The sequence below is a fragment of the Sedimenticola sp. genome, from assembly GCF_050289425.1.
GTDB lineage: Bacteria > Pseudomonadota > Gammaproteobacteria > Chromatiales > Chromatiaceae > Sedimenticola.
Genome location: NZ_JBNKFS010000020.1, coordinates 1 through 19,859, shown reverse-complemented (window position 1 = coordinate 19,859; position 19,859 = coordinate 1). Strand labels below are relative to the sequence as shown.

17 protein-coding genes and 1 pseudogene are annotated in these 19,859 nt (G+C 56.3%); 7 read left to right on the top strand and 11 right to left on the bottom strand.

Annotated features, from left to right (window positions below; translation table 11 throughout):
- Position 1: 1 nt before the first annotated feature.
- The 3 genes from malQ to glgC are packed head-to-tail and all read right to left on the bottom strand — an operon-like array spanning position 2 to position 4,441.
- Positions 2-1,468: a 4-alpha-glucanotransferase gene (gene malQ / locus ACQY5R_RS13795; protein WP_428609458.1), complete on the bottom strand. Its 1,467-nt coding sequence runs from the start codon at positions 1,466-1,468 to the stop codon at positions 2-4.
- 2 nt (positions 1,469-1,470) lie between these two features.
- The gene (locus ACQY5R_RS13790; protein ID WP_428609457.1) at positions 1,471-3,153 is read right to left on the bottom strand and encodes a glycoside hydrolase; all 1,683 of its coding nucleotides are present in this window, start codon (positions 3,151-3,153) and stop codon (positions 1,471-1,473) included.
- A 19-nt stretch (positions 3,154-3,172) separates the two neighbouring features.
- Positions 3,173-4,441 (bottom strand): glucose-1-phosphate adenylyltransferase, encoded by a 1,269-nt coding sequence (glgC, locus tag ACQY5R_RS13785; protein WP_428609455.1) that lies wholly within the window; start codon positions 4,439-4,441, stop codon positions 3,173-3,175.
- Positions 4,442-4,833: 392 nt separating this feature from the next.
- On the opposite strand from glgC, the gene glgB reads away from it, so the two are divergent.
- Positions 4,834-7,047, top strand: coding sequence for a 1,4-alpha-glucan branching protein GlgB (gene glgB / locus ACQY5R_RS13780; protein WP_428609454.1), 2,214 nt, complete (start codon positions 4,834-4,836; stop codon positions 7,045-7,047).
- Positions 7,044-8,513, top strand: coding sequence for a glycogen synthase GlgA (glgA, locus tag ACQY5R_RS13775; RefSeq protein ID WP_428609452.1), 1,470 nt, complete (start codon positions 7,044-7,046; stop codon positions 8,511-8,513). The genes glgB and glgA overlap by 4 nt, the downstream gene beginning before the upstream one ends.
- On the opposite strand, the gene ACQY5R_RS13770 is transcribed toward glgA, so the two are convergent.
- On the bottom strand, positions 8,504-8,707 hold the full coding sequence (locus ACQY5R_RS13770; RefSeq protein WP_428609450.1) for an SAP domain-containing protein: 204 nt from the start codon (positions 8,705-8,707) through the stop codon (positions 8,504-8,506). The two genes, glgA and ACQY5R_RS13770, sit on opposite strands and share 10 nt — an antisense overlap.
- A gap of 277 nt (positions 8,708-8,984) precedes the next feature.
- Here ACQY5R_RS13770 and ACQY5R_RS13765 point away from each other — a divergent pair, with 277 nt between their 5' ends.
- Entirely contained in the window at positions 8,985-9,578 is a 594-nt protein-coding gene (locus tag ACQY5R_RS13765; protein ID WP_428609448.1) for a c-type cytochrome, read from the top strand.
- Positions 9,579-9,587: 9 nt separating this feature from the next.
- Here the strand turns inward: ACQY5R_RS13765 and ACQY5R_RS13760 are convergent, their stop codons facing one another.
- Both ACQY5R_RS13760 and ACQY5R_RS13755 read right to left on the bottom strand, forming a co-directional pair.
- The gene (locus ACQY5R_RS13760) at positions 9,588-10,682 is read right to left on the bottom strand and encodes an alkene reductase (RefSeq protein ID WP_428609447.1); all 1,095 of its coding nucleotides are present in this window, start codon (positions 10,680-10,682) and stop codon (positions 9,588-9,590) included.
- A gap of 140 nt (positions 10,683-10,822) precedes the next feature.
- Positions 10,823-11,281, bottom strand: coding sequence for a c-type cytochrome (locus ACQY5R_RS13755; RefSeq protein WP_428609446.1), 459 nt, complete (start codon positions 11,279-11,281; stop codon positions 10,823-10,825).
- 672 nt (positions 11,282-11,953) lie between these two features.
- Between ACQY5R_RS13755 and ACQY5R_RS13750 the strand changes: the two genes are divergently transcribed.
- Positions 11,954-12,466: an RNA polymerase sigma factor gene (locus ACQY5R_RS13750; protein WP_428609445.1), complete on the top strand. Its 513-nt coding sequence runs from the start codon at positions 11,954-11,956 to the stop codon at positions 12,464-12,466.
- Positions 12,463-13,236, top strand: a complete 774-nt coding sequence (locus ACQY5R_RS13745; RefSeq protein ID WP_428609444.1) for an anti-sigma factor family protein — start codon at positions 12,463-12,465, stop codon at positions 13,234-13,236. Before ACQY5R_RS13750 ends, ACQY5R_RS13745 begins: the two co-directional genes overlap by 4 nt.
- A 17-nt stretch (positions 13,237-13,253) precedes the next feature.
- On the opposite strand, the gene ACQY5R_RS13740 is transcribed toward ACQY5R_RS13745, so the two are convergent.
- The 5 genes from ACQY5R_RS13740 to ACQY5R_RS13720 all read right to left on the bottom strand — a co-directional run bounded on the left by ACQY5R_RS13740 (position 13,254) and on the right by ACQY5R_RS13720 (position 18,359).
- Positions 13,254-13,715: a TerB family tellurite resistance protein gene (locus ACQY5R_RS13740; RefSeq protein ID WP_428609442.1), complete on the bottom strand. Its 462-nt coding sequence runs from the start codon at positions 13,713-13,715 to the stop codon at positions 13,254-13,256.
- Positions 13,716-13,740: 25 nt separating this feature from the next.
- Positions 13,741-16,404 (bottom strand): CHASE2 domain-containing protein, encoded by a 2,664-nt coding sequence (locus ACQY5R_RS13735; protein ID WP_428609440.1) that lies wholly within the window; start codon positions 16,402-16,404, stop codon positions 13,741-13,743.
- Positions 16,405-16,439: 35 nt separating this feature from the next.
- Positions 16,440-17,081 (bottom strand): hypothetical protein, encoded by a 642-nt coding sequence (locus ACQY5R_RS13730; protein ID WP_428609438.1) that lies wholly within the window; start codon positions 17,079-17,081, stop codon positions 16,440-16,442.
- On the bottom strand, positions 17,078-17,344 hold the full coding sequence (locus tag ACQY5R_RS13725; protein ID WP_428609436.1) for an HlyU family transcriptional regulator: 267 nt from the start codon (positions 17,342-17,344) through the stop codon (positions 17,078-17,080). Before ACQY5R_RS13725 ends, ACQY5R_RS13730 begins: the two co-directional genes overlap by 4 nt.
- A 118-nt stretch (positions 17,345-17,462) precedes the next feature.
- Entirely contained in the window at positions 17,463-18,359 is an 897-nt protein-coding gene (locus ACQY5R_RS13720) for a LysR family transcriptional regulator (RefSeq protein WP_428609434.1), read from the bottom strand.
- Positions 18,360-18,447: 88 nt separating this feature from the next.
- Here ACQY5R_RS13720 and ACQY5R_RS13715 point away from each other — a divergent pair, with 88 nt between their 5' ends.
- Together ACQY5R_RS13715 and ACQY5R_RS13710 are read left to right on the top strand one after the other, a co-directional pair.
- The gene (locus ACQY5R_RS13715) at positions 18,448-19,146 is read left to right on the top strand and encodes a pirin family protein (protein WP_428609432.1); all 699 of its coding nucleotides are present in this window, start codon (positions 18,448-18,450) and stop codon (positions 19,144-19,146) included.
- Between the two features lie 70 nt (positions 19,147-19,216).
- Positions 19,217-19,859, top strand: a pseudogene (locus ACQY5R_RS13710) (glutathione S-transferase family protein); the annotation flags it as partial.

Here is a 19,859-nt window from a genome sequence, read left to right as displayed (position 1 = left end):
TTTACCTCTGATACAAGGCGATAAAATGCTTGAGTTGTTCCGTCAATTCGGGTTTTACCTGATCCCAGGTAAAACGCCAGGTCCAGTTACCGCCAATGGTCCCCGGGATATTCATACGGGCGCTGGAATCCAGCATCAGGATATCTTGCATAGGCAGCATACAGAGAAAGGAGACCGAAGCCAGCGCGAGGCGCAGCATGGCCGTGGCCGTTTCATTGTCCGATTCGATACGACAACCGGTATACTCCGAAAAAAACGCCCGGGTATGCGGCTGCGTATTTTTTACCCAGCCGAGTGTCGTGTCATTGTCATGCGTACCGGTATACACCACATCACCTGGCTGATGTCGATGTGGCAAGTGGGGATTATCGCTGTGCCCATCAAAAGCAAACTGCAACACCTTCATCCCCGGCAAATCAAATGCATTCTTTAACGCCGTTACCCGACTGGTGATCACACCCAAATCTTCCGCCACTAACGGCAATGCCGGATAACACTCATGCAACGCCGACAGCAGCGCCTCTCCCGGCACGTCACGCCAATGTCCGTTCACCGCGGTTTCATCGTCAGCCGGAATCTCCCAGCAGGCATCGAATCCACGGAAATGATCGACACGGATCAGGTCAAACAGCTGCAACTGTGTCGCTAAGCGCGCCTTCCACCAACCGAATCCGTCATGCTGCATAGACTCCCAGTCATAGAGGGGATTGCCCCACTTTTGCCCCGTATGTGTAAAGGCATCGGGCGGGACGCCTGCCACGAACGCCATACCGCCCTCGTCGTCGACCAGGAAGTTCTCTCTCCTGGCCCAGACATCGGCACTGTCACCGGAGACAAATATCGGCATATCGCCAAATATTCTCACATTATGCTGTGCCGCATAGGCGCGAATCTCCTGCCATTGGGTAAAGAATATAAACTGCTCAAATATAGCCTGGTCGATCTCTCTGTGCAGTTCACTCGCCGCCTGCAACAACGACTCACTGCGGCGTTGTCGAATATCCTGTGGCCAACTGTACCAGGGCGTCATGCCATACTGCTTTTTAAGCCCGATAAACAGTGAGTAATCATCCAGCCAAGCGCCGTTTTCACGTCTAAAGGCTGCCAGGCGTGCCAGCCAGCCATCGTCTCGGGTTTGTTTAAATCCGCTATATGCCTGTTCAAGACAAGCGTTACGGGATTGGGGATCGGTGACCGATTCTTGTACCCTCGCTCTATCGAGCCAACCACGATCAACCAGCCAGTCAAGGCTGATGAGTTCCGGATTACCGGCGTGTGCCGACAACCCCTGGTAAGGTGATCTGTCCGGGTGGGTCGGGCACAGCGGCAGCGTTTGCCAGACCTTGATACCACAGGCGTGCAAGTATTCGATAAAGCGGTAAGCGTCGTGCCCAATATCGCCGGACAGCTGATGCCCCGGCAAGGAGGTAGGGTGTAACAGGATGCCTGCACAGCGTGTTTTATCCATACTCACGGTTGCCTACCCGGCCGCATTGCCCCACCCATGGCAGGCGAACCGGTGCCCACCGAGAAGGCGCGAGTCAAATAGTCCGGCGATTCCACCTCAAGCAGTTGGTACAGATTGCTCAGATGCAACCTGAATAGTTCGTCAAACATGGCAACCGATTCGGCCGAGTTATAGTCACCCAACCACCAGAACCAGTCTGAACTTTCACAGGTCGCCAGTTGTAGGGTGGCATCGCGGCAACGTTGCTCACTCAATATCCCGCTACCTATTACCCTGTCATAGGTTTTCTTTGCCTCCACCAACATATCCCAGGCGCGGTTCTTATCTTTCTCACCGATCCATGTGGAAAAGTTCCCATATACCCAACTGCCGGCTACAATCTGATCCAGATTGATCTTGCTGACCTGATCCAACCCAAGATATTCACTGTAGGTCGTTAACCTGATACGGCTATGGTTGGCCAGTCTTTCATACAGCGCCGTCAAAAAATGGTAGCCATTCTCCGGATAGTGCTCCCAGGCATTCTCGCCATCCATGATGATCGAAACCACCGGCTCGCGAACATCGGCACAACTCTTGGCAATACCTTCCAAATGGTGCAATAGATTGGCCACGGCATCATCTGCATGCCAATCCGAATAACTAAAACCGATCAGGTCGGATAACCCGTCATCACGAAAAAAGCAAGCCATATCCCGCTCTTTATAAGTGTAGGCATCATGGATGCAGGAGACGGGATCAGAGCCTGAACGGTCGAGGGAATGGCGCAATACCGTTTCACCGCTGGCCACCCATTTGATGCCCATATCCGCCAGCAACTCCAGGCATTCGGCACTCACCCCGCCCTCTGAAGGCCAACAGCCGGCTGGGACAAAGCCGAACATCTTCTTGAAAACTGCTTGACCCTGCTCTATATGCCAACGACACCTCTCCAGCCCGCCGGGGTATTGAGATGACAAGGGTATTTGAATTTCCGTTTGCGATTGATCGGCCACATCAAAATTTATCAGCAGTGGCAACATCGGATGAGCATAAGGTGTCATGGATAATTCGATCCGCCCGTTTTCCGCCAAGCGCCGGTAACGCCCGATGACACCGCTAATCAATTCATGCATCAGTTCAATCAGCAGATGCCGGTCATGCATGGTGTAGTGGCCGGCCCGTTCCATCAGCGACTTGACCCGCTCATCCTTCCTGCGCACGGTTTCACCCAGCCAGGCCAGGTGATACCAGACCAGCAAATCGATAAAAAACTGCTCCGAGTAATAGGCCAGTGTTTCAGGATCCTTTACGGCATTTTGTCCCAGATCCGCCAGGGTTTTGAATAACGGGTAGCGCTCAATCAAACGGTATCGATTGGCACGCAGACAGGACTTAATTAACTTTAATCGCTTGTGGGTATCGAGATAGAGTACCGGGTCGATCAACGCCGACAACAATTGGTCGCGCAAGGCTTTGCCATGATGCAGATAGTCCTCCAGCTGGCACGCATAATCATCGATCTGTTCAAGCAGTATTGGGGCAAAATTGACCACCGCCCTGGCGGCCGGATTATTTTCCAGATGAGCCACCATATCGACATAGTCTTTGATGGTATGCAGATAGGTCCAGGGTTGTTGATACTCACCGTTTCGTTGGTCACGGTAGTCCGGCTGGTGCATGTGCCAGTACAGAACGACGTTCAACGCACTTGCCCTGTCACTGTTAGCGGACATGATGTAACGATTGCCCCAGCATTTCCGGTGTAACCAGAACGACCCCGTTCGGGGTTACATAATATTTTTTGGCATCCGCCTCCCTATCTTCGCCAATCACCGTGTAATCTTCGATATCACACCCCTTATCAATCACCGCTCGTTTAATCCTGCAGTGCTTGCCGATCATGACATCGGGCAGTACAACCGACGAAGTGACGGTTGAATAATTATCAACGTTGACATGTGAAAACAGCATGGACCGTTTTACCGTAGCGCCTGAAATAATGCATCCCCCCGAAATCATCGAATCGATGGCGACACCGCGTCGGGTCTCTTCATCAAAGATAAATTTTGCGGGGGGCAACTGCTGCTGATAGGTCCATATCGGCCACTCATCATCATACAGATTCAGTTCAGGTGTAACGTCTATCAGTTCCAGGTTGGCTTGCCAAAATGTGTCGACCGTTCCTACATCCCGCCAGTATGCCTGGACACGTGAATCCGAGTCGGTAAACGGATAGGCATAAATGCGGTACTTATCGATGATTCTCGGAATAATATCCTTACCGAAGTCATGACTGGAACGGCTGTCATCCGCATCCCGGATCAGTTGTTCATAAAGAAAATCGGTATTGAATATATAGATACCCATGGAGCAGAGCGCAAAACCGGTATTCCCCGGCATAGGCTTCGGCACTGCCGGCTTTTCGTCAAACTGGTTGATTCGCATATTGACGTCGACACCCATCACCCCGAATGCGGAAGCTTGATCAATAGGCACCTCAATACAGCCTACGGTCATGTCGGCGTTATTATCCACATGCCTGGCAAGCATCGTTCCATAATCCATTTTATAGACATGATCACCCGCGAGTATCAGTACGTGATCGGGTGAGTGCGTACGGATAATGTCGAGATTCTGATAAACCGAATCGGCTGTACCGGAATACCAGGATTCATCAATGCGTTGCTGGGCGGGGAGAAGTTCGACAAATTCGCGCAACTCACCGCGAAAGTGCCCCCAGCCCCGTTGAATATGCAGATTCAAGGAGTGGGATTTGTATTGCGTCAACACCCCTATTCGGCGAATCCCGGAATTGACGCAATTGGACAGGGTAAAATCGATGATGCGGAATTTGCCGGCAAAGGGTACCGCCGGCTTTGCCCGCCAACGGGTCAAATGCTTTAGCCGTAGCCCCCGCCCTCCAGCCAGGATTAAAGCCAACGTATTCCGGGTCAAGTAACTGATAAAACGTGGCGGATTTTTATGCTTCATCGCATCACTTTCCTTGTTACAGACAAATATTAAAATTATTCAGTCAGTGCGTGCCCGGTCCTTATTGGTTTTTATTTTAATGAGCCTTATTCACAACTGGCGTATGCTGTTTGCTGTCCGACTTAATCGACATAGCCCCATAAAGAGTAGTTAATAGTTATAAATTATCCAGTAGAAGTTACGGTACAATGGTGGCGGATTTATCGACGGGATCGTCATACCGGACTGCGCAGCCGTGAGTGGATGGCGTAGATAATAATTTCTGTTTATAAGGGCAGGAGAAGCATGGCATGACTCAGGCACCTACAGGCATGGTAACAACAAACAATATAGATACCGTTTATAATAAAAAGGCCCGACTGTAACGAAACCCGAGATACCACGGTAGACTCATGGCGGTTAACATCACGCAACTAAACAACCAGACACGTGCCTACCTCCGGTCGATCGGGCAAGACATGGAGCGGATAGCCAATGCTGCCCATTTTAATCCCTGTCAAGTACTAGGTATCCGGCAATCCAGTCCACAGTCACCGCTACTGTTCTACTCCCCGGACACCCTCGAACTCTCCCTGCCCCCCTTCACCTCGCCGCTGCCGCGAGTTGATGGCAGCGACTTCTTTATCTATACCGGGGACAGCCAGGCGCTACCCAGACACTACGAACTGCAGCGTCTCGACACCCATCGGCAACTCAGCCGTTTTCATGACCCCTACAGTTTTGATCGGCAGATTACTGATTTTGACCTACAGCTTTTCTCGGCGGGACAGCATCACCACATCTACGACATACTCGGCGCACACTTTAAGTGCATCGATGGCATCAGCGGGATACGCTTCGCAACTTGGGCGCCCAACGCGGAACGTGTAAGTGTGGTGGGAGACTTCAATAACTGGGATGGACGACGTCACCCGATGTGTAATTGTGGGGCTAGCGGTGTCTGGGAGCTGTTCATCCCCGGATTAGCAAACGGCACGCTGTATAAATATGAGTTGCGCAACCGGGAGAGCGGTGCCATCCTCACCAAGTCCGATCCTTACGCACGACAGATGGAGTTACGTCCACATACCGCCTCGATAGCCAAACAAGGCTCTGCCTTTTCCTGGGGGGATCACGACTGGATGGCGGCAAGGCGCCATCAGGAGTGGCTGCATACGCCATTCTCCATCTACGAATGCCATCTCGGTTCCTGGCAGCGGGATCGGTCGCAATTTTTTCTTGGCTATCGCGAGTTGGCTCATCGCCTGGTCGCTTATATCCAGGAAGCCGGTTTTACCCACATCCAGTTGATGCCGATCACAGAACATCCCCTGGATGCCTCATGGGGTTACCAGACCACAGGCTATTATGCACCGACCAGCCGCTTCGGCGACGCGGATGACTTCCGCTATTTCGTCGATTATTTCCACACCCATGGCATCGGTGTGTTCCTTGACTGGGTGCCGGCCCACTTCCCAAAGGATGAACACGGCCTGGCGCGCTTCGACGGCTCGGCATTGTATGAGCACGAAGACCCGAGGCGTGGTGAGCACAAAGACTGGGGTACCCTGATTTACAACTATGGGCGCAGCGAGGTAAAGAACTTCCTGCTTGCGAATGCCCTGTACTGGCTGGATGAATTCCATATCGACGGGTTACGCGTCGACGCGGTCGCCTCCATGCTCTACCTCGATTATTCCCGCCAGGCCGATGACTGGCTACCGAACCAGCACGGCGGTAATGAAAATCTGGAAGCGATTGCATTTCTGCAAGAGTTGAATAGCGTCGTGCATGAACAGTATCCGGGTGCCCTGATGATGGCGGAAGAGTCGACCGCCTGGCCCCAGGTGACACGTCCGGTCCATCTGGGCGGACTGGGTTTCAGCATGAAGTGGAATATGGGCTGGATGCATGACACCCTGAACTACATGCAGCAAGACCCGATCTACCGCCGCTATCACCACGACCGGCTCACTTTCGGATTGCTCTATATCTTCAACGAGAATTTCATCCTGCCGTTCTCCCATGACGAAGTGGTCCATGGCAAAAGCTCGATGCTCCACAAAATGCCCGGGGACGAATGGCAGCGGTTCGCCAATTTACGTCTGCTCTACACCTATCTTTTTACCTATCCCGGTAAAAAACTGCTGTTTATGGGGAATGAGTTCGCTCAGGGGGACGAATGGAACTTCGACCAGCCCCTGGACTGGTCACTCCTGCAATACCCCCTGCACCAGGGAATCCACCGGTTGGTCAGTGACCTGAACAGACTCTATACGACACAAGCCGCCCTGCACCGGTACGATTTTGATTATGAGGGTTTCGAGTGGATCGACTGCCATGATACCGACCAATCGGTCCTCTCCTATCTGCGCAAAGCGGGCGACGAACAACTTTTGGTGGTGCTGAATTTCACGCCGGTGATCAGGACTGCCTACCGGATCGGCGCCCCCCGTAGTGGCCGCTACCGGGTGATATTCAATTCTGACTCGGTCTATTATGCCGGCAGTAACGCGGGTTGCGGCGAGGAACTCGTTGCCGAAGCACGCACCTGGATGGGGCGTCCGGCCTCGCTAAGCCTTGACCTGCCGCCCTTGGCCGGACTGATATTAGCCAGGACGTCATGAACCGAATCCTCTATCTGACCAGTGAACTGTTTCCGCTGATAAAAACCGGCGGTTTGGCAGATGTCTCGGGAAGCCTGCCCGATGCCCTGGTGAAGCGGCAGCAGGAGATGCGCATCCTGTTACCCGCCTACCCGGAGGTCATGCAACAGGTCGAACAACCGATCCTGTTGGCAAGCAACCGGTATTACAACCAGGAGGTACAACTGCTGGAAACCCGGCTACCGGGCAACGGACTCACCGTCTGGCTGGTGCATTGCCCGGCGGCATTCGACCGCCCGGGCGGTCCCTACATCGACGACAATGGCGAACCCTGGCACGACAATGCCCTGCGCTTTGCCATCTTCTGCTTGGTTGCTGTGGATATTGCACTGAGCCGGCTGGATCTGGGCTGGCGACCGGACATCGTACATGGCAACGACTGGCAGTCCGGCTTGGTCCCGGCACTGCTCCACCTGCATACGAATCGACCGGCAACCGTCTTCACCATACACAATCTGGCATACCAGGGTCTGTTTGATTACCAAACCTTTCTCGACCTAAATCTTCCGGCACGACTCTGGCACCCTGACGGGCTGGAGTTCTACGGCCAACTCTCCTTCATCAAGGGCGGATTGGCCTTTGCCGATCGCCTCAATACCGTCAGCCCGACTTACGCCCGCGAGATACTGCAGCCGAAGTTTGGCTACGGTCTTGAAGGACTGCTGCGCCATCGCCGACAGCGGCTCTCCGGCATCCTCAACGGCATCGACAACCGGGTATGGAATCCGCAGGAAGACCCGCATCTTCCGGCACCTTATGGCGTGACCAACCTGGAACAAAAAGGTGTTAACAAAACCTACCTACAGGCACAACTGGGATTACCGGTCGACGGTGAGACGCCCCTGGTCAGCATGATCAGCCGCCTGGTCGAACAGAAAGGCCTGGAGATCATCCTGCGGGGCATGGAGGAGCTCTTGGCCATGCCCCTCCAACTGGTCATCGTCGGCACAGGGGAAATCCATTACGAAATCCAACTCACAGAGTGGGCCAGCCGTCATCCCACACAGATGAAGGTGGTCATTGGCTATAACGAACCGCTGTCGCACCTGCTGGAGGCGGCCAGCGACCTGTTCCTGATGCCCTCCTCCTTTGAACCCTGCGGATTGAACCAGCTCTACAGCCTGCGCTACGGGACGCTACCGATCGTCAGAGATGTAGGCGGGCTGGCGGATACTGTGATCGACGCCAATCCTGCCCAGATCAAAACCAGAACGGCCAATGGATTTATCATCCCCGCCCAGACCGCCCCGGACCTGCTGGCCACCGTTCGCCGGGCACTTGATCTATACCGGCAACCCGATACCTGGCATCAGTTACAAACCACGGCCATGGCTTGCGACTACTCCTGGAACGCCAGTGCCGCCCACTACATAGACCTTTATCACCAGGCACTGGCCGATCGTGATCGTGACGCCCATCAGCTATAGCGCTGGTTGGCCGCCTTCACACAATCATCGCGCCATCGGCACTGCCATTGATCGCACTGCCCCGCCACGTCCGAGGCAAAACAGTCAAAATTTCCTTCCTGCAGTTGGATAGTATGGATGAGCCTGATTTTACTGATACCACCTGTTTTGATACCCATATCCTTTGCCACACGGCGTACATCCTGCATATTCATTCCATATACTCCCTTTCTCATCTTCTACCCCAGCCAGGATGGCGGGGGTCGGGCATAACGCCTTCCCGTAAACCTGTCTGGGCCTCGATTCATCTGCCGGACAGGCTGGCGGTCAAGATCCAGTCCTGTACATATAGCACAAATATTCCAGGGTTATGGGAAGCGGATCGTACGGGAAAACCTTTTGCCAGCGGCAGATAGATTGCTATAGCCTAAACGGATGATCGGTGCCGTCCCGACAAGTCAGGCCGGCCCTCGTTGTAGGGAGAAGTAAATTATGAAACGAATGCTAGGCATATCAGTTCTGTTAATGCTGTCCGCTCCGGCACTGGCCGAAACGGCTGCGGAGCGGGCCAAGCAGATTGTTGGAGAGCGCTGTTATCTCTGTCATGGCATGCAGGGTGAAAGCTCCAGCGCCATCTACCCACGACTGGCCGGACAGCACGCAGAATATATCGCCAAACAACTCAGTGATTTCAAGGCGGGGCGTCGCAAGGGCACCATGAACGAGATGGCAGCAGACCTGACCGAAGCGGAAATGGCGGCGTTGGGCAAATACTTCGCCTCCATGCCACCGCAGGCACACCGGGTTCGGGATAAGGATTTTGCCGCCGTCGGCTACTACCTGTTCCACAAGGGCAACGCCTACTCGGGCGTTGCGGCGTGCAAAAACTGCCACGGCGAAACAGGCATGGGGACCAAGCAGCTCCCCCGTTTAGCCGGCCAACACAAACGTTATCTGGTCAGCCAACTGCAGGACTTCAATAAGCGTGCCCGAACCAATGACAATGCGGTCATGCACTCGATTGCCTCAAAGCTGACACAATTCGAGATCGAGGCGTTGGCCAATTACATCAGCGGCATGAACTGAGCTTGCCTGTCACTCCGACTCAGACAGGCAGGGATAATCGGTATATCCCGCCGCACCGCCGCCATACAGGGTCTGCTTGTCCAGCCGCTGCAACGGCGCGTTGAGCTGCAGTCGCCGTACCAGATCCGGATTGGCGATAAAGGAACGGCCGAAAGCGACCAAAGCCTGCGGGTCGGCATCCACCAGTGCGTGCGCCAGCTCCGCCGTATAGCCGTTATTGGCGATATAAGTACCGTTGAAACGACGCCGCAACAGCGTGAAATCAAAATCCGGATCGAAGTCCCGGGACGACATCGTAGCCCCTTCGATGATATGCAGATAGACCGGGGCAAGCCGGTCCATCTGGTCAAAAACCGCTTCAAACAGCGCCAGGTTATCCGAATTGCTCACCCCGTTGGCGGGACTGACCGGAGACAGTCTCACCCCGACCCGCTGTGCGCCCACTTCGGCCACCACCGCGGTCATCACCTCCATCAGGAAACGGCAACGGTTCTCGACCGATCCCCCGTAGCGATCCTGGCGCTGATTCGATCCATCGCGCAGAAACTGGTCAATCAGATAACCGTTCGCCGCGTGGATTTCCACGCCGTCGAAACCGGCCAACAGGGCGTTGGCAGCGGCCTGCCGGTAATCACGTACGATGCCCGAAATCTCTTCCGTCGCCAGAGCCCGGGGTTGGCTGGCGGCGACAAAGGCATCGTCGACAAAGGTCATGGCATCCGCCCGGATAGCCGACGGCGCCACCGGTAATGCTCCCTCCGGTTGTAGAGAAGTATGGGAAACCCGCCCCACATGCCAGAGCTGCAAAAAGATATGGCCACCGGCCGCATGTACCGTATCGGTGACCCGACGCCAACCATCGATCTGCGCCGGGGTGTAGATACCCGGGGTATCCTGGTAACCCTGTCCCTGACGGGAAATCTGTGCGGCCTCGGCCACAATCAAACCGGCCGAGGCACGTTGACCGTAGTACTCGGCCATCAGCGGTGTCGGCACGCCTTCGGCAGCCGCCCGGCTACGGGTCAACGGAGCCATCACGACACGATTACTCAGCAGCAGATCGCCGAGCCGGTAGGGCGAAAATAGGGGGGATGGGCTGTTCACGCGGGGCACTCCTCTCCGTCACCGTAGTAGTCGGAAAGAATCATATCAGCAACCCGCGACGCTGCCACACTCTTCTCAGGCAATAGACTACCGCTCAGGCCGGGCCTCCCGGCCCAGCCCGGCATCGGTTAACTGGCGGATCATTTTTTATTGCGGAATTTCTTATGGCAGCCGCCGCAAGCTTGCGCGGTTTTACCGAACTGCTCCTTCATCGCCGCTTCATCTCCCGTCGCCGCCACCTGCTGCAGCTTGATGGCCTCGTCCTGCAAGCGCTGGTATTTGCTGAGGAAGTCATCCCAGTTATCCCAGATTTCCGGCTTCGCTTCACTCTCACCGACAGAACCCTGCGGAAAACCTTCAGAGACATCCAGCCGGGTGGCGCTGGCCAAGCCGTCGGCACGACTCTTGAACCACGCGGCATCAAACGGGATCTTCCCCTTGGTCATGGCGCCCATCGGCTGCACATACCATTTAAAGGTCGTCATCACCGACTCCCGGAAATCGATCGCACCCTGCGTTGAATCGGCCGCCCTACCGGAGGTGGTCGCGAGGACCAACAAGCCACTCAGCAGGGTGATCTGGGTAAAGTGTTTTTTCATATATCATTCTCCATGAATTTCCATTGGACACGGCTGTCCTATAAACACCCTCTCCCTCAGGGTGAGGGGATGGGATGAGGTAACTCGCTATTTATTCATGCACCCTCATCCTGCCCTTCTCCCAGGGGGAGAAGGGTCGCACTAAATGCCTTTTTCATGCCTTCGTTCCTCGTTGTTGTTTTTAATATCACCAATCATCAATGTGTTATAAATACCAAATATAAGGTTTTATGAAACAGCCGTGGCCGTTGGCCTATTGTTGTTTTCTCCGTTCAGAAAACACCGTTACGCAAAGATAAACACCCCTATGTCGGCCTTTATTCCATGCCTAGGGCCTGTTAACACTATGCGGATGCCCAGCGTTGGTCCTCCCAGGAGGCCAGGCAAGGCGCGCAGAGCGCAGTTTGGTTATTCCAAATAAGCGATGTGCAACGCAGTATGGCCTCCTGGGAGGGCCAACCCGGAGGGACGGGGCCATTTTTCCGCATGACTGCGTTGCACTTTCACTTATGTACGGCAAGTACACGACGCTCAGTGCGCCTTGTCCTGCAAAAAAATGGCCTCCGTCGATAGATATCAGCATAGCGTTAACAGGCCCTGACATTTTTTGGAATAAAAACCGCGCCCGGGTGTTAACTACAATAGTAGAGATTCATCCCACAGAGAGACGCCATGCCCTCGTTTGGACAACTGATCAGTCAGCAAATCCCGCGCCTGCGCCGCTACGCACGGGCGCTGCTGTCTGATGCGGGAATGGCGGATGATCTGGTACAGGATTGCCTGGAGCGGGCCTGGTCCAAACAGCGGCTATGGAGCGACCAAGGCGATATCCGGCCCTGGTTATTCAGCATCATGCACAATCTGCACGTCAACGCGCTACGCAGCCTGCAACGCAGGCCGGGTCATGAAACACTCACCCACGACACCGACCGGGACACGACCAGCCCGGAACAACCGGAGCAGTTGTTGGCACTGCACGAACTGGAGCAGGCATTGCATCGACTGCCAGAAAAACAGCGCCAGGTGCTGCTGTTGGTCGGGCTGGAACAATTCAGCTATGAAGAGACGGCCTCGATACTGGACATCCCCGTGGGCACGGTGATGTCGCGTCTATCCCGTGCCCGGGAGAATCTCAGGTCCGCGCTTCACGGAGAGCCGCAGCCCACTCTCAGGAGAATCAAGTGAACGAACAGCCGCCGCAGATAACCGAACAGGAGATACATGCCTATGTCGATGGCCGGCTCGACCCGACCCGGCTCAGTACGGTCGAAGCTCACCTGAGCCGATCCGCGACGGCCCGTGAGCAGGCGGACAGCTATCTGCAACTAAACCGGGCACTGCACTCACTGTATGATCCGGTACTGGATGAACCGATCCCGCCACACCTGGACAATACGGCCAGGGCGGGTCGACCGATTTGGCGCCACACCCTCAGAGTGGCCGCCATGCTGGCCACCCTGGCTGTGGGCGCGGTGGGCGGTTGGTTCGGCCGGGGCGGTTTCGACGATCAGCAGCGCAACCTCACCAGCCTGTTCAGTAACGCCTATACGGCCCATGTGGTTTATGCCCCGGAAGTGCGTCACCCGGTGGAGGTGGATGCGGAGCAGGAGCAGCACCTGGTCGGCTGGTTGAGCAAACGGCTGCAGGCACCGATACGGGCGCCGGTACTGAGTGACCTGGGATATCAGCTGCTCGGCGGCCGCCTGCTGCCCGGCGAGGAGAGCCCGGCCGCCCAATTTATGTATGAAAATCCCCAGGGCGACCGGCTGACCCTGTTCATTCGTCACAACCGCGAAGCGGGCCACGATACCGCCTTCCGCTTCGCACGGCAGAATGGCATACAGGGCTTCTACTGGATTGACGGCAAACTCGGTTATGCACTGATCGGCGAAGCGGACAAGCAACTGGTCTCCCGCGCCGCTCACCGCGTCTATGAGCAACTGGTGTTGCGTTAATCCAATCGGTTGGCGATCTATCCGAGCAACTGGCTGGCACGGTGTTTGGCGGCGATAAAATCGTCATGCGGCACATACAGCAACTCGGCTAGGCGACGTATGACATGCTCTTCATAGTGATGCAGTTGCTGGTCGGAAAAGGCCACTTGCCAGAGCGCCTCAACCAACTGCACCTTTTGTGGTGGGGAGTAGTGCTGATTGATCAGACGGGTGAACTGAAAATAGTCGGTGGCGTCGGCATGTTCGGTCTCCGCCAGGGCCAATAACTCGTCGGCCTCCGTTGTACTCAGTTGGAAATGGCTCCGCACCGCCGCCAGCAAGGCACGCTTCTCGTCGGGATGCTGCCGGTAATCGGACTCGGCCACCTCGAACAGCAACACCGCCACCGCCAACTGCAGGGCATGCTGTGGATCCCGCTCCATGGCGGAGGATTCCGGCGCCAGGTGGGTTTCAAAAAAACGTTTGATCTTGTTTATCATGCGCTCTCGATTATCGTAAAAGCTGTTACAGCGGTTCATCCTGGTCAAAAGGCAGCGACAGACAGAAGCGTGCGCCACCGTCGATTTCACTTTCGACACTGATCTGGCCGCGATGTTTCGCGGCGACCACTTTGACAAACGCGAGTCCCAGGCCGGTACCTTTTCCTGAGGTGTCATCGCTCTTTCTGACCTGTTGAAACGGCGCGAATATGCGTGCCTGATCCGCTTCGGCAATACCCGGCCCCTGATCGATAACCAGACAACGTACCGTTCCCTCCCCCGCCTCCATCTGTAACGCCACCGTCGATCCCTCCGGACTGTAACGGATGGCGTTCTCCAGCAGGTTGATCAGACAGCGCTCCAGCAGCGCCCCGTCGGCCTTGATCCAGGCCTGCTCCAGCAACCGGTTGCGCAACAGCCGGATCGACTTTTCCTGTGCCTCGGCAAATACCGCATCCAACGCACTATGCGCCACCGATACCAGATCAACCTCTTGAAAATTGTCGTAATCGGCACTCTCTGCCTTCGCTAGACGCAGGAAGTCATCCGCCAGCTTCAACGCCTTAAGCGCATACTGTTCAATGCGCTCTGTCATCTCGGCCATATCCATCTGGCCTACTCCGGAGCGCTGAATCTCCAACATGGAGATCATGGAGGTCAAGGGGGAACGCAGGTCATGGGAGAGGAAATTCAAGGTCTGCGTGCGCGCGCGTTCACTCTCTTTCAGGCGGGTAATATCAGAGAGGATAATAATGGCCCCGTTGAAGTGACCACCGGCCGCCGATAAAGGCGAGAGCTGGATCAGCAGTTCACTGCCCTGGGGAATACGCCCCTCCAAGGAAGCGTTTTCACCCTCAACCAGTACCTGGCGAAAGGCTTCCGCCAGCCCCCCCTCTTGCTTGATTTCCAACTGGGACGCCAGTGACAACATGTCTTGTGCCGCCAAATCCGTCTCATCCTGCAAGCCGAGCAACCGGACGGCCTGCTCGTTGTGCATCACTACTTCACCACCCAGATTGATCACCAACATCCCATCCACCATCTGGCGCAAGATGTCCGACAGCAGCCGGCGTACCGCCCGCAGGTCGGCAATAGCGGTCTGCACCCGGCGTACCTGACGCTCGACCAACTCCACATTGCCCCGGCGCTCCGGCAGATAGGTGACGGCAAACTGTTGGGTGTAGTCGACCAGCAACTGCAGCGAAGGCTCATCCGCCACCCGCTCCTGAGCCGTCTCGACACCCAGTTGCCAGTAGCTGTCGCCCCGGGGGATACGGATCCAGAGCCGCTGTTGCTGGATAAGCGGTTCAGCGGGGACCGGCAGTATCGGCGCCGTGGGTGGCGCCTGCCAGCCATTCCGTTGCAGGACCGCTCCACCGGCATCCAACAGGATCCAGCCCTCGAGCTGCAGGATTGCCTGCAGAAAATCGAGCCCGCGGCTAATCTCGGCCGGAATCTCGGCAAAGCCGATACCGCGTGGTTCGGCACGCAGCCGGGTCAACTCCTGCTCAAAGTAGTGCACGGTACGTACCATGCGGCGCCAACTCCAGAGCGGAAAGCCCAACAACAGGCCGATCAGGATCGCGGTCGGCGGATACCAGATATGCAACCCGTGCAGCAGTAGCGCACTCATACCCAAGGTCATGAGTGCAACAATGCTCAGCACCGGCAACACCACCTTGGGCTTCAACAGGGGGAACGAGAGAAACGCCAAAAACAGGATCACGCCGTTAATCTGCAGTTGCAGCGCCTGACCCAGTGATTCAATGGTGATCCCGCGCCGCAGGGCATCGATCAGATTGGCATTGATCTCAACGCCGGACATCGGCCGGTTGTAACCGGATAGTGGCGTCGGCAACAGATCACCCAGTCCCGGTGCCGTTGCGCCGACCAATACGATCTTGTTATCGAAGGTGTCCGCAGCATAGCGACCCTGCAGGACATCCTGGTAGGAGATGCGGTGAAAGTGACCGGGAGGTCCGGCGAACGGAATCAAAACGTGGTTATCGCGCACGATCGTCTGCGGCCCGGTAGAGGCGGTGGCGGGGTTGCGGCCGCCCGGCAACGACGCCAATATCGAGGGCTCCATCCCCCGCAGAATCGACACCGCGATACTGGGCCAACGGGCCTCGCCCAATCCCTCGCGCAGAAACACGCGCCGGGCGATGCCGTCCGGATCCAGATCGATATCAACATGCCCCAGCCCCTTGGCCTGCTCACGCAGGGTCGGCATGGGGAGGGTCTCGACCAACCGGTCAAACTGCTGCTCGATAATGACCGGCAGATAGACACGGCCGCTGCTGGCCAACGCTTGCGCCAGCCGGGCGTCCCCTTGTGGATCACGTCTTTCCGGCTCCACAAACAGGATATCCATAAAGATCGCCCGCGCACCCTGTTCACTGAGCCGGTCGATCAGGTCGGCATGCAGGGACCGAGGCCAGGGCCAGCGTCCGTAGGTCGACAGGCTGGCGCTATCGACGGCCACGATCACCATATCGTCCGGTGCCGCGCGCGACCAGGTTTTAAGTTGGATATCGTAGAACAGTTGATCGATGCGCCACAGCCACTGCGCCTGCATGGCAAACAGTATGCCGCCGATCAGCAGTAGCGACAGCAACAACCACTCCGGCGAAAGGCGCAACGGCCCCCGACCCACCCGCTTGATGGTGGTGGCCGCGCTATTCAGCATACGCCGCCACGCTGCCGGAATGGTCTTGCGGTGATTCAGCCACGACCCTGTGTCCGTTTCAGTCGACGCCGCTGGATAAATGCCTCATTACGCGGCCAGAAACCGGTGGTGAGGCGTTTCCACAGTGCGCCGCTCACCGCCATGAGCAGCAGTGCGGCGATCAGCGGAATCAGCACCGGTCCCAATGACAACAACATCAGCCACTCCGCCAGTTTCACCAGCCGATTCAGCCGTGGCGGCCCACCCGCTATTTTCTGAATCAGTGTGGCCACCGCATACAGCAGGATACCGTTGGTCATTATCGCCCCGACAGCGAAAGGGATACGGCAAGCCAGACCGCTGAGGGATTGCTCCGTCAGGACAAACAATAGACCGATACTGCCGTTGCAGGTACGCTCCCCAATGCCGAACGCGATCCAGTTACCGATCACGGCCAGACCTGCCAACAAAGTCACTACCAGGGCGAGCCTGAGACGAGGCGCGTCACGCCCCAGCATCACCGCCGCACCGGCAGCCGCAAACACCATACCTGTCGCTACACCAATCCAGGCTGGCCCATTCAGATCCGCTGGAGAGAGCGGTCCGATACCGAACGCGCCCATCATCAGCACCAGACCCAGCGCGATAAAAATCGAACCGATCAAATAGTGTCGATTAACAGTGGGGTGGCGGTTCATGACAGCAGATGACTTCCCTGTTGATCGATCAGTACGCGCGCCTTGCGCAGCGTCTCTTCGACACAGAGCGCATAAGTCGGCAACAGATCGGCACGGATAAAATGGTGGCGCTTATCGCCTTGGGATATCCAGCCTTGCACGCGGTACTGGCCCTCTTCATGCAGTGGGTCGGGCTGGATGTCGAAACCTTTATAATGCACCGGCTCCGGCTTTTCCTGGGCCACGGTGGCCTTACCGGTCGTCAGCGTTTTCAAAAAATCCATCAATCCCATAACTCCCCCATTCGCCTCACCTGTCGGTTCCTTTCGTTCCCGCATCCATCGGCCTGTTATCCCATATCGCCCGCCATTCATAAAGTCCCTGCAGCGACTCCCCGATATTCTAGGGAGAATCGGAAAACGCCTGCTGCAGGTATTCGATGAACAACCGGATGCGCGCCGGGGTAAAGGTGCGGGATGGGCGCAGTACAAACAGCCCCAAAGGCGTCGCACGATAGTCGGTCAGGATCGGCTGCAAATCTCCCCGCTGAATAGCCTGCTCGACAAGGAAGCCGGGCAGTACCACCACCCCCGTGCCCTGCCGGGCCGCCTCGCACAACAACTCACCGTTATTGGCACAGAACGTTCCCCCCACCTCGACCTGAGCCACCCCTTTGTCGCCCTGAAAACTCCACTCTTCGCGCAGGCTCAGGTTATTGTAATGCAGACAGTTGTGCTGTTTCAGATCGGCCGGTACACGGGGTTCGCCCCGCCGCGCCAGATAATCCGGTGACGCACAGACCACCCGTGGCAGCTCGCTGATCTGGGTCGCGACATAACTGGAATCGGACAGCGCCCCGATGCGTATCGACAGATCCACCTGCCCGGCAATCAAGTCCGTTAACTGATCCTCCAGTTGAACCTGCAGACGTAGTGTCGGGTGTTGTTCGAGAAAGGCGGGTAACAACGGACCGAGGCAGTGGATACCGAAACTGAGGGGGGCGGCAATACGCAGCGTGCCACTCAGGGTTTCGCTGGCGCAATTGATCCGCTCTTCGGCCTCCTCCAGGGATTGCAGAATAGCGGTGACATCCGCATAAAACTGTCGACCGGACTCCGTCAGATCAAAGCGCCGGGTGGTACGGTTCATCAGCCGCACGCCCAGCTCCCGCTCCAGCGCTGCCAAGCGGCGACTGATAGCCGGAGTGCTGGTATCGAGTTGCTGCGCCGCCTTGTTGAAGCTGCCGGCATTGACCACCGCAACAAAACTGCGCAGGGCATTCAAGTCATATTGTTTCACTATTCGTAATAGTTATTTGCATATAATGATATTTATTGACAAATACTAAACAACTAAACTCTATCCATCAACCAGAGGAGCCGAATTCATGAAACAGATCCGAACAGCCGAGGCACGCGGCCATGCCAATATTGGCTGGCTGGAGAGCTACCACAGTTTCTCTTTCGCCGATTATTACGACCCCGAGCATATGGGGGTGTCGATCCTGCGGGTAATCAATGACGACCACATTGCCCCCTCCGGCGGGTTCCCCACCCACCCGCATCGGGACATGGAGATCGTTACCTACATGGTGGACGGTGCGCTCGAGCACAAGGACAGCATGGGGAACGGCACCGTTATCCCGGCCGGCGAGGTGCAGCGCATGACGGCCGGAACGGGCGTCCTGCACAGCGAATTCAACCACTCCCACAACGAACCGGTGCATCTGCTGCAGATCTGGCTGCTGCCCAATCGACAGGGTGTGACACCCGGCTATAACCAGAAGCATTTCCCCCTGTCGGAGCGACGCGGTGTCCTGCAGATCCTGGTTTCTCCGGATGGCCGCAGCGGATCGATCAGCGCGCATCAGGATGGTTTGCTCTACGGCACCCTGTTGGAACAGGGCGATTCCGTCAGCCATGACTTGGCAGCGGGGCGCACCGCCTATCTCCATGTAGCCCGGGGGAAAGTGCTCATCAATGGCGAGACCCTGAGCGCCGGTGACGCCATCACCCTGTCAGACGAACCCACTGTATCGTTGACCGGCATCGACCAGGCGGAAGTGCTGCTGTTTGACCTGCCTTAGGGCCTCTTCGTGGCATCACGCGCTATCCGACGCGCTTTCGATAACCCCCTACCACTACAGAACACTAACTATGCGAAACAATCAGGCTGGAGAATTTGTACGTTGGGAATCCCAATTCCGCAGCTGGGTCACGCCCACCGGTGCGGCAGGACCCAGTGGCGAGGGCGGTTTCAAGGCCGAGCCCGGCCGTTACCATCTCTATGTATCACTGGCCTGCCCCTGGGCTCACCGCACCCTGATCTACCGCAAGCTGAAGGGGTTGGAAAAGGTCATTTCGGTATCGGTGGTCAACCCGATAATGCCGGAAGAGAGTTGGCTGTTCGGCAACTACCCCGGTGCCACCACGGATCACGTACATGGTTATCACCAACTGGCCCAGCTCTACCAACGGGTAAAACCGGACTACGACGGTGTGGTCACGGTCCCGGTGTTGTACGACATACAGCGTGACTTGATCGTCAACAACGAATCTTCCGAAATCATCCGCATGTTCAATGAAGCCTTCGATGAGTGGGGAGAGCCGACAGTGGATCTCTACCCGACACCATTGCGTGGACAGATTGACGAGATCAACGCCTATATCTACGAGCGCATCAACAACGGTGTTTATAAAGCCGGGTTTGCCCGCACCCAGCACGCCTATGAAACGGCTTTTGATCAACTGTTCGAAGCACTGGAACAGTTGGAGCAACGTCTTGAAACGACACCCTGGC

Coding starts and splice junctions, on each gene's coding strand:
- ACQY5R_RS13740 (WP_428609442.1), bottom strand. CDS start 13,715: ATGATAAACAAGATCAAACGTTTTTTTGAAACCCACCTGGCGCCGGAA.
- ACQY5R_RS13770 (WP_428609450.1), bottom strand. CDS start 8,707: ATGAATATGCAGGATGTACGCCGTGTGGCAAAGGATATGGGTATCAAA.
- glgC (WP_428609455.1), bottom strand. CDS start 4,441: ATGAAGCATAAAAATCCGCCACGTTTTATCAGTTACTTGACCCGGAAT.
- ACQY5R_RS13725 (WP_428609436.1), bottom strand. CDS start 17,344: ATGGATTTTTTGAAAACGCTGACGACCGGTAAGGCCACCGTGGCCCAG.
- malQ (WP_428609458.1), bottom strand. CDS start 1,468: ATGGATAAAACACGCTGTGCAGGCATCCTGTTACACCCTACCTCCTTG.
- ACQY5R_RS13750 (WP_428609445.1), top strand. CDS start 11,954: ATGCCCTCGTTTGGACAACTGATCAGTCAGCAAATCCCGCGCCTGCGC.
- ACQY5R_RS13765 (WP_428609448.1), top strand. CDS start 8,985: ATGAAACGAATGCTAGGCATATCAGTTCTGTTAATGCTGTCCGCTCCG.
- ACQY5R_RS13715 (WP_428609432.1), top strand. CDS start 18,448: ATGAAACAGATCCGAACAGCCGAGGCACGCGGCCATGCCAATATTGGC.
- glgB (WP_428609454.1), top strand. CDS start 4,834: ATGGCGGTTAACATCACGCAACTAAACAACCAGACACGTGCCTACCTC.
- ACQY5R_RS13755 (WP_428609446.1), bottom strand. CDS start 11,281: ATGAAAAAACACTTTACCCAGATCACCCTGCTGAGTGGCTTGTTGGTC.
- ACQY5R_RS13730 (WP_428609438.1), bottom strand. CDS start 17,081: ATGAACCGCCACCCCACTGTTAATCGACACTATTTGATCGGTTCGATT.
- glgA (WP_428609452.1), top strand. CDS start 7,044: ATGAACCGAATCCTCTATCTGACCAGTGAACTGTTTCCGCTGATAAAA.
- ACQY5R_RS13735 (WP_428609440.1), bottom strand. CDS start 16,404: ATGCTGAATAGCGCGGCCACCACCATCAAGCGGGTGGGTCGGGGGCCG.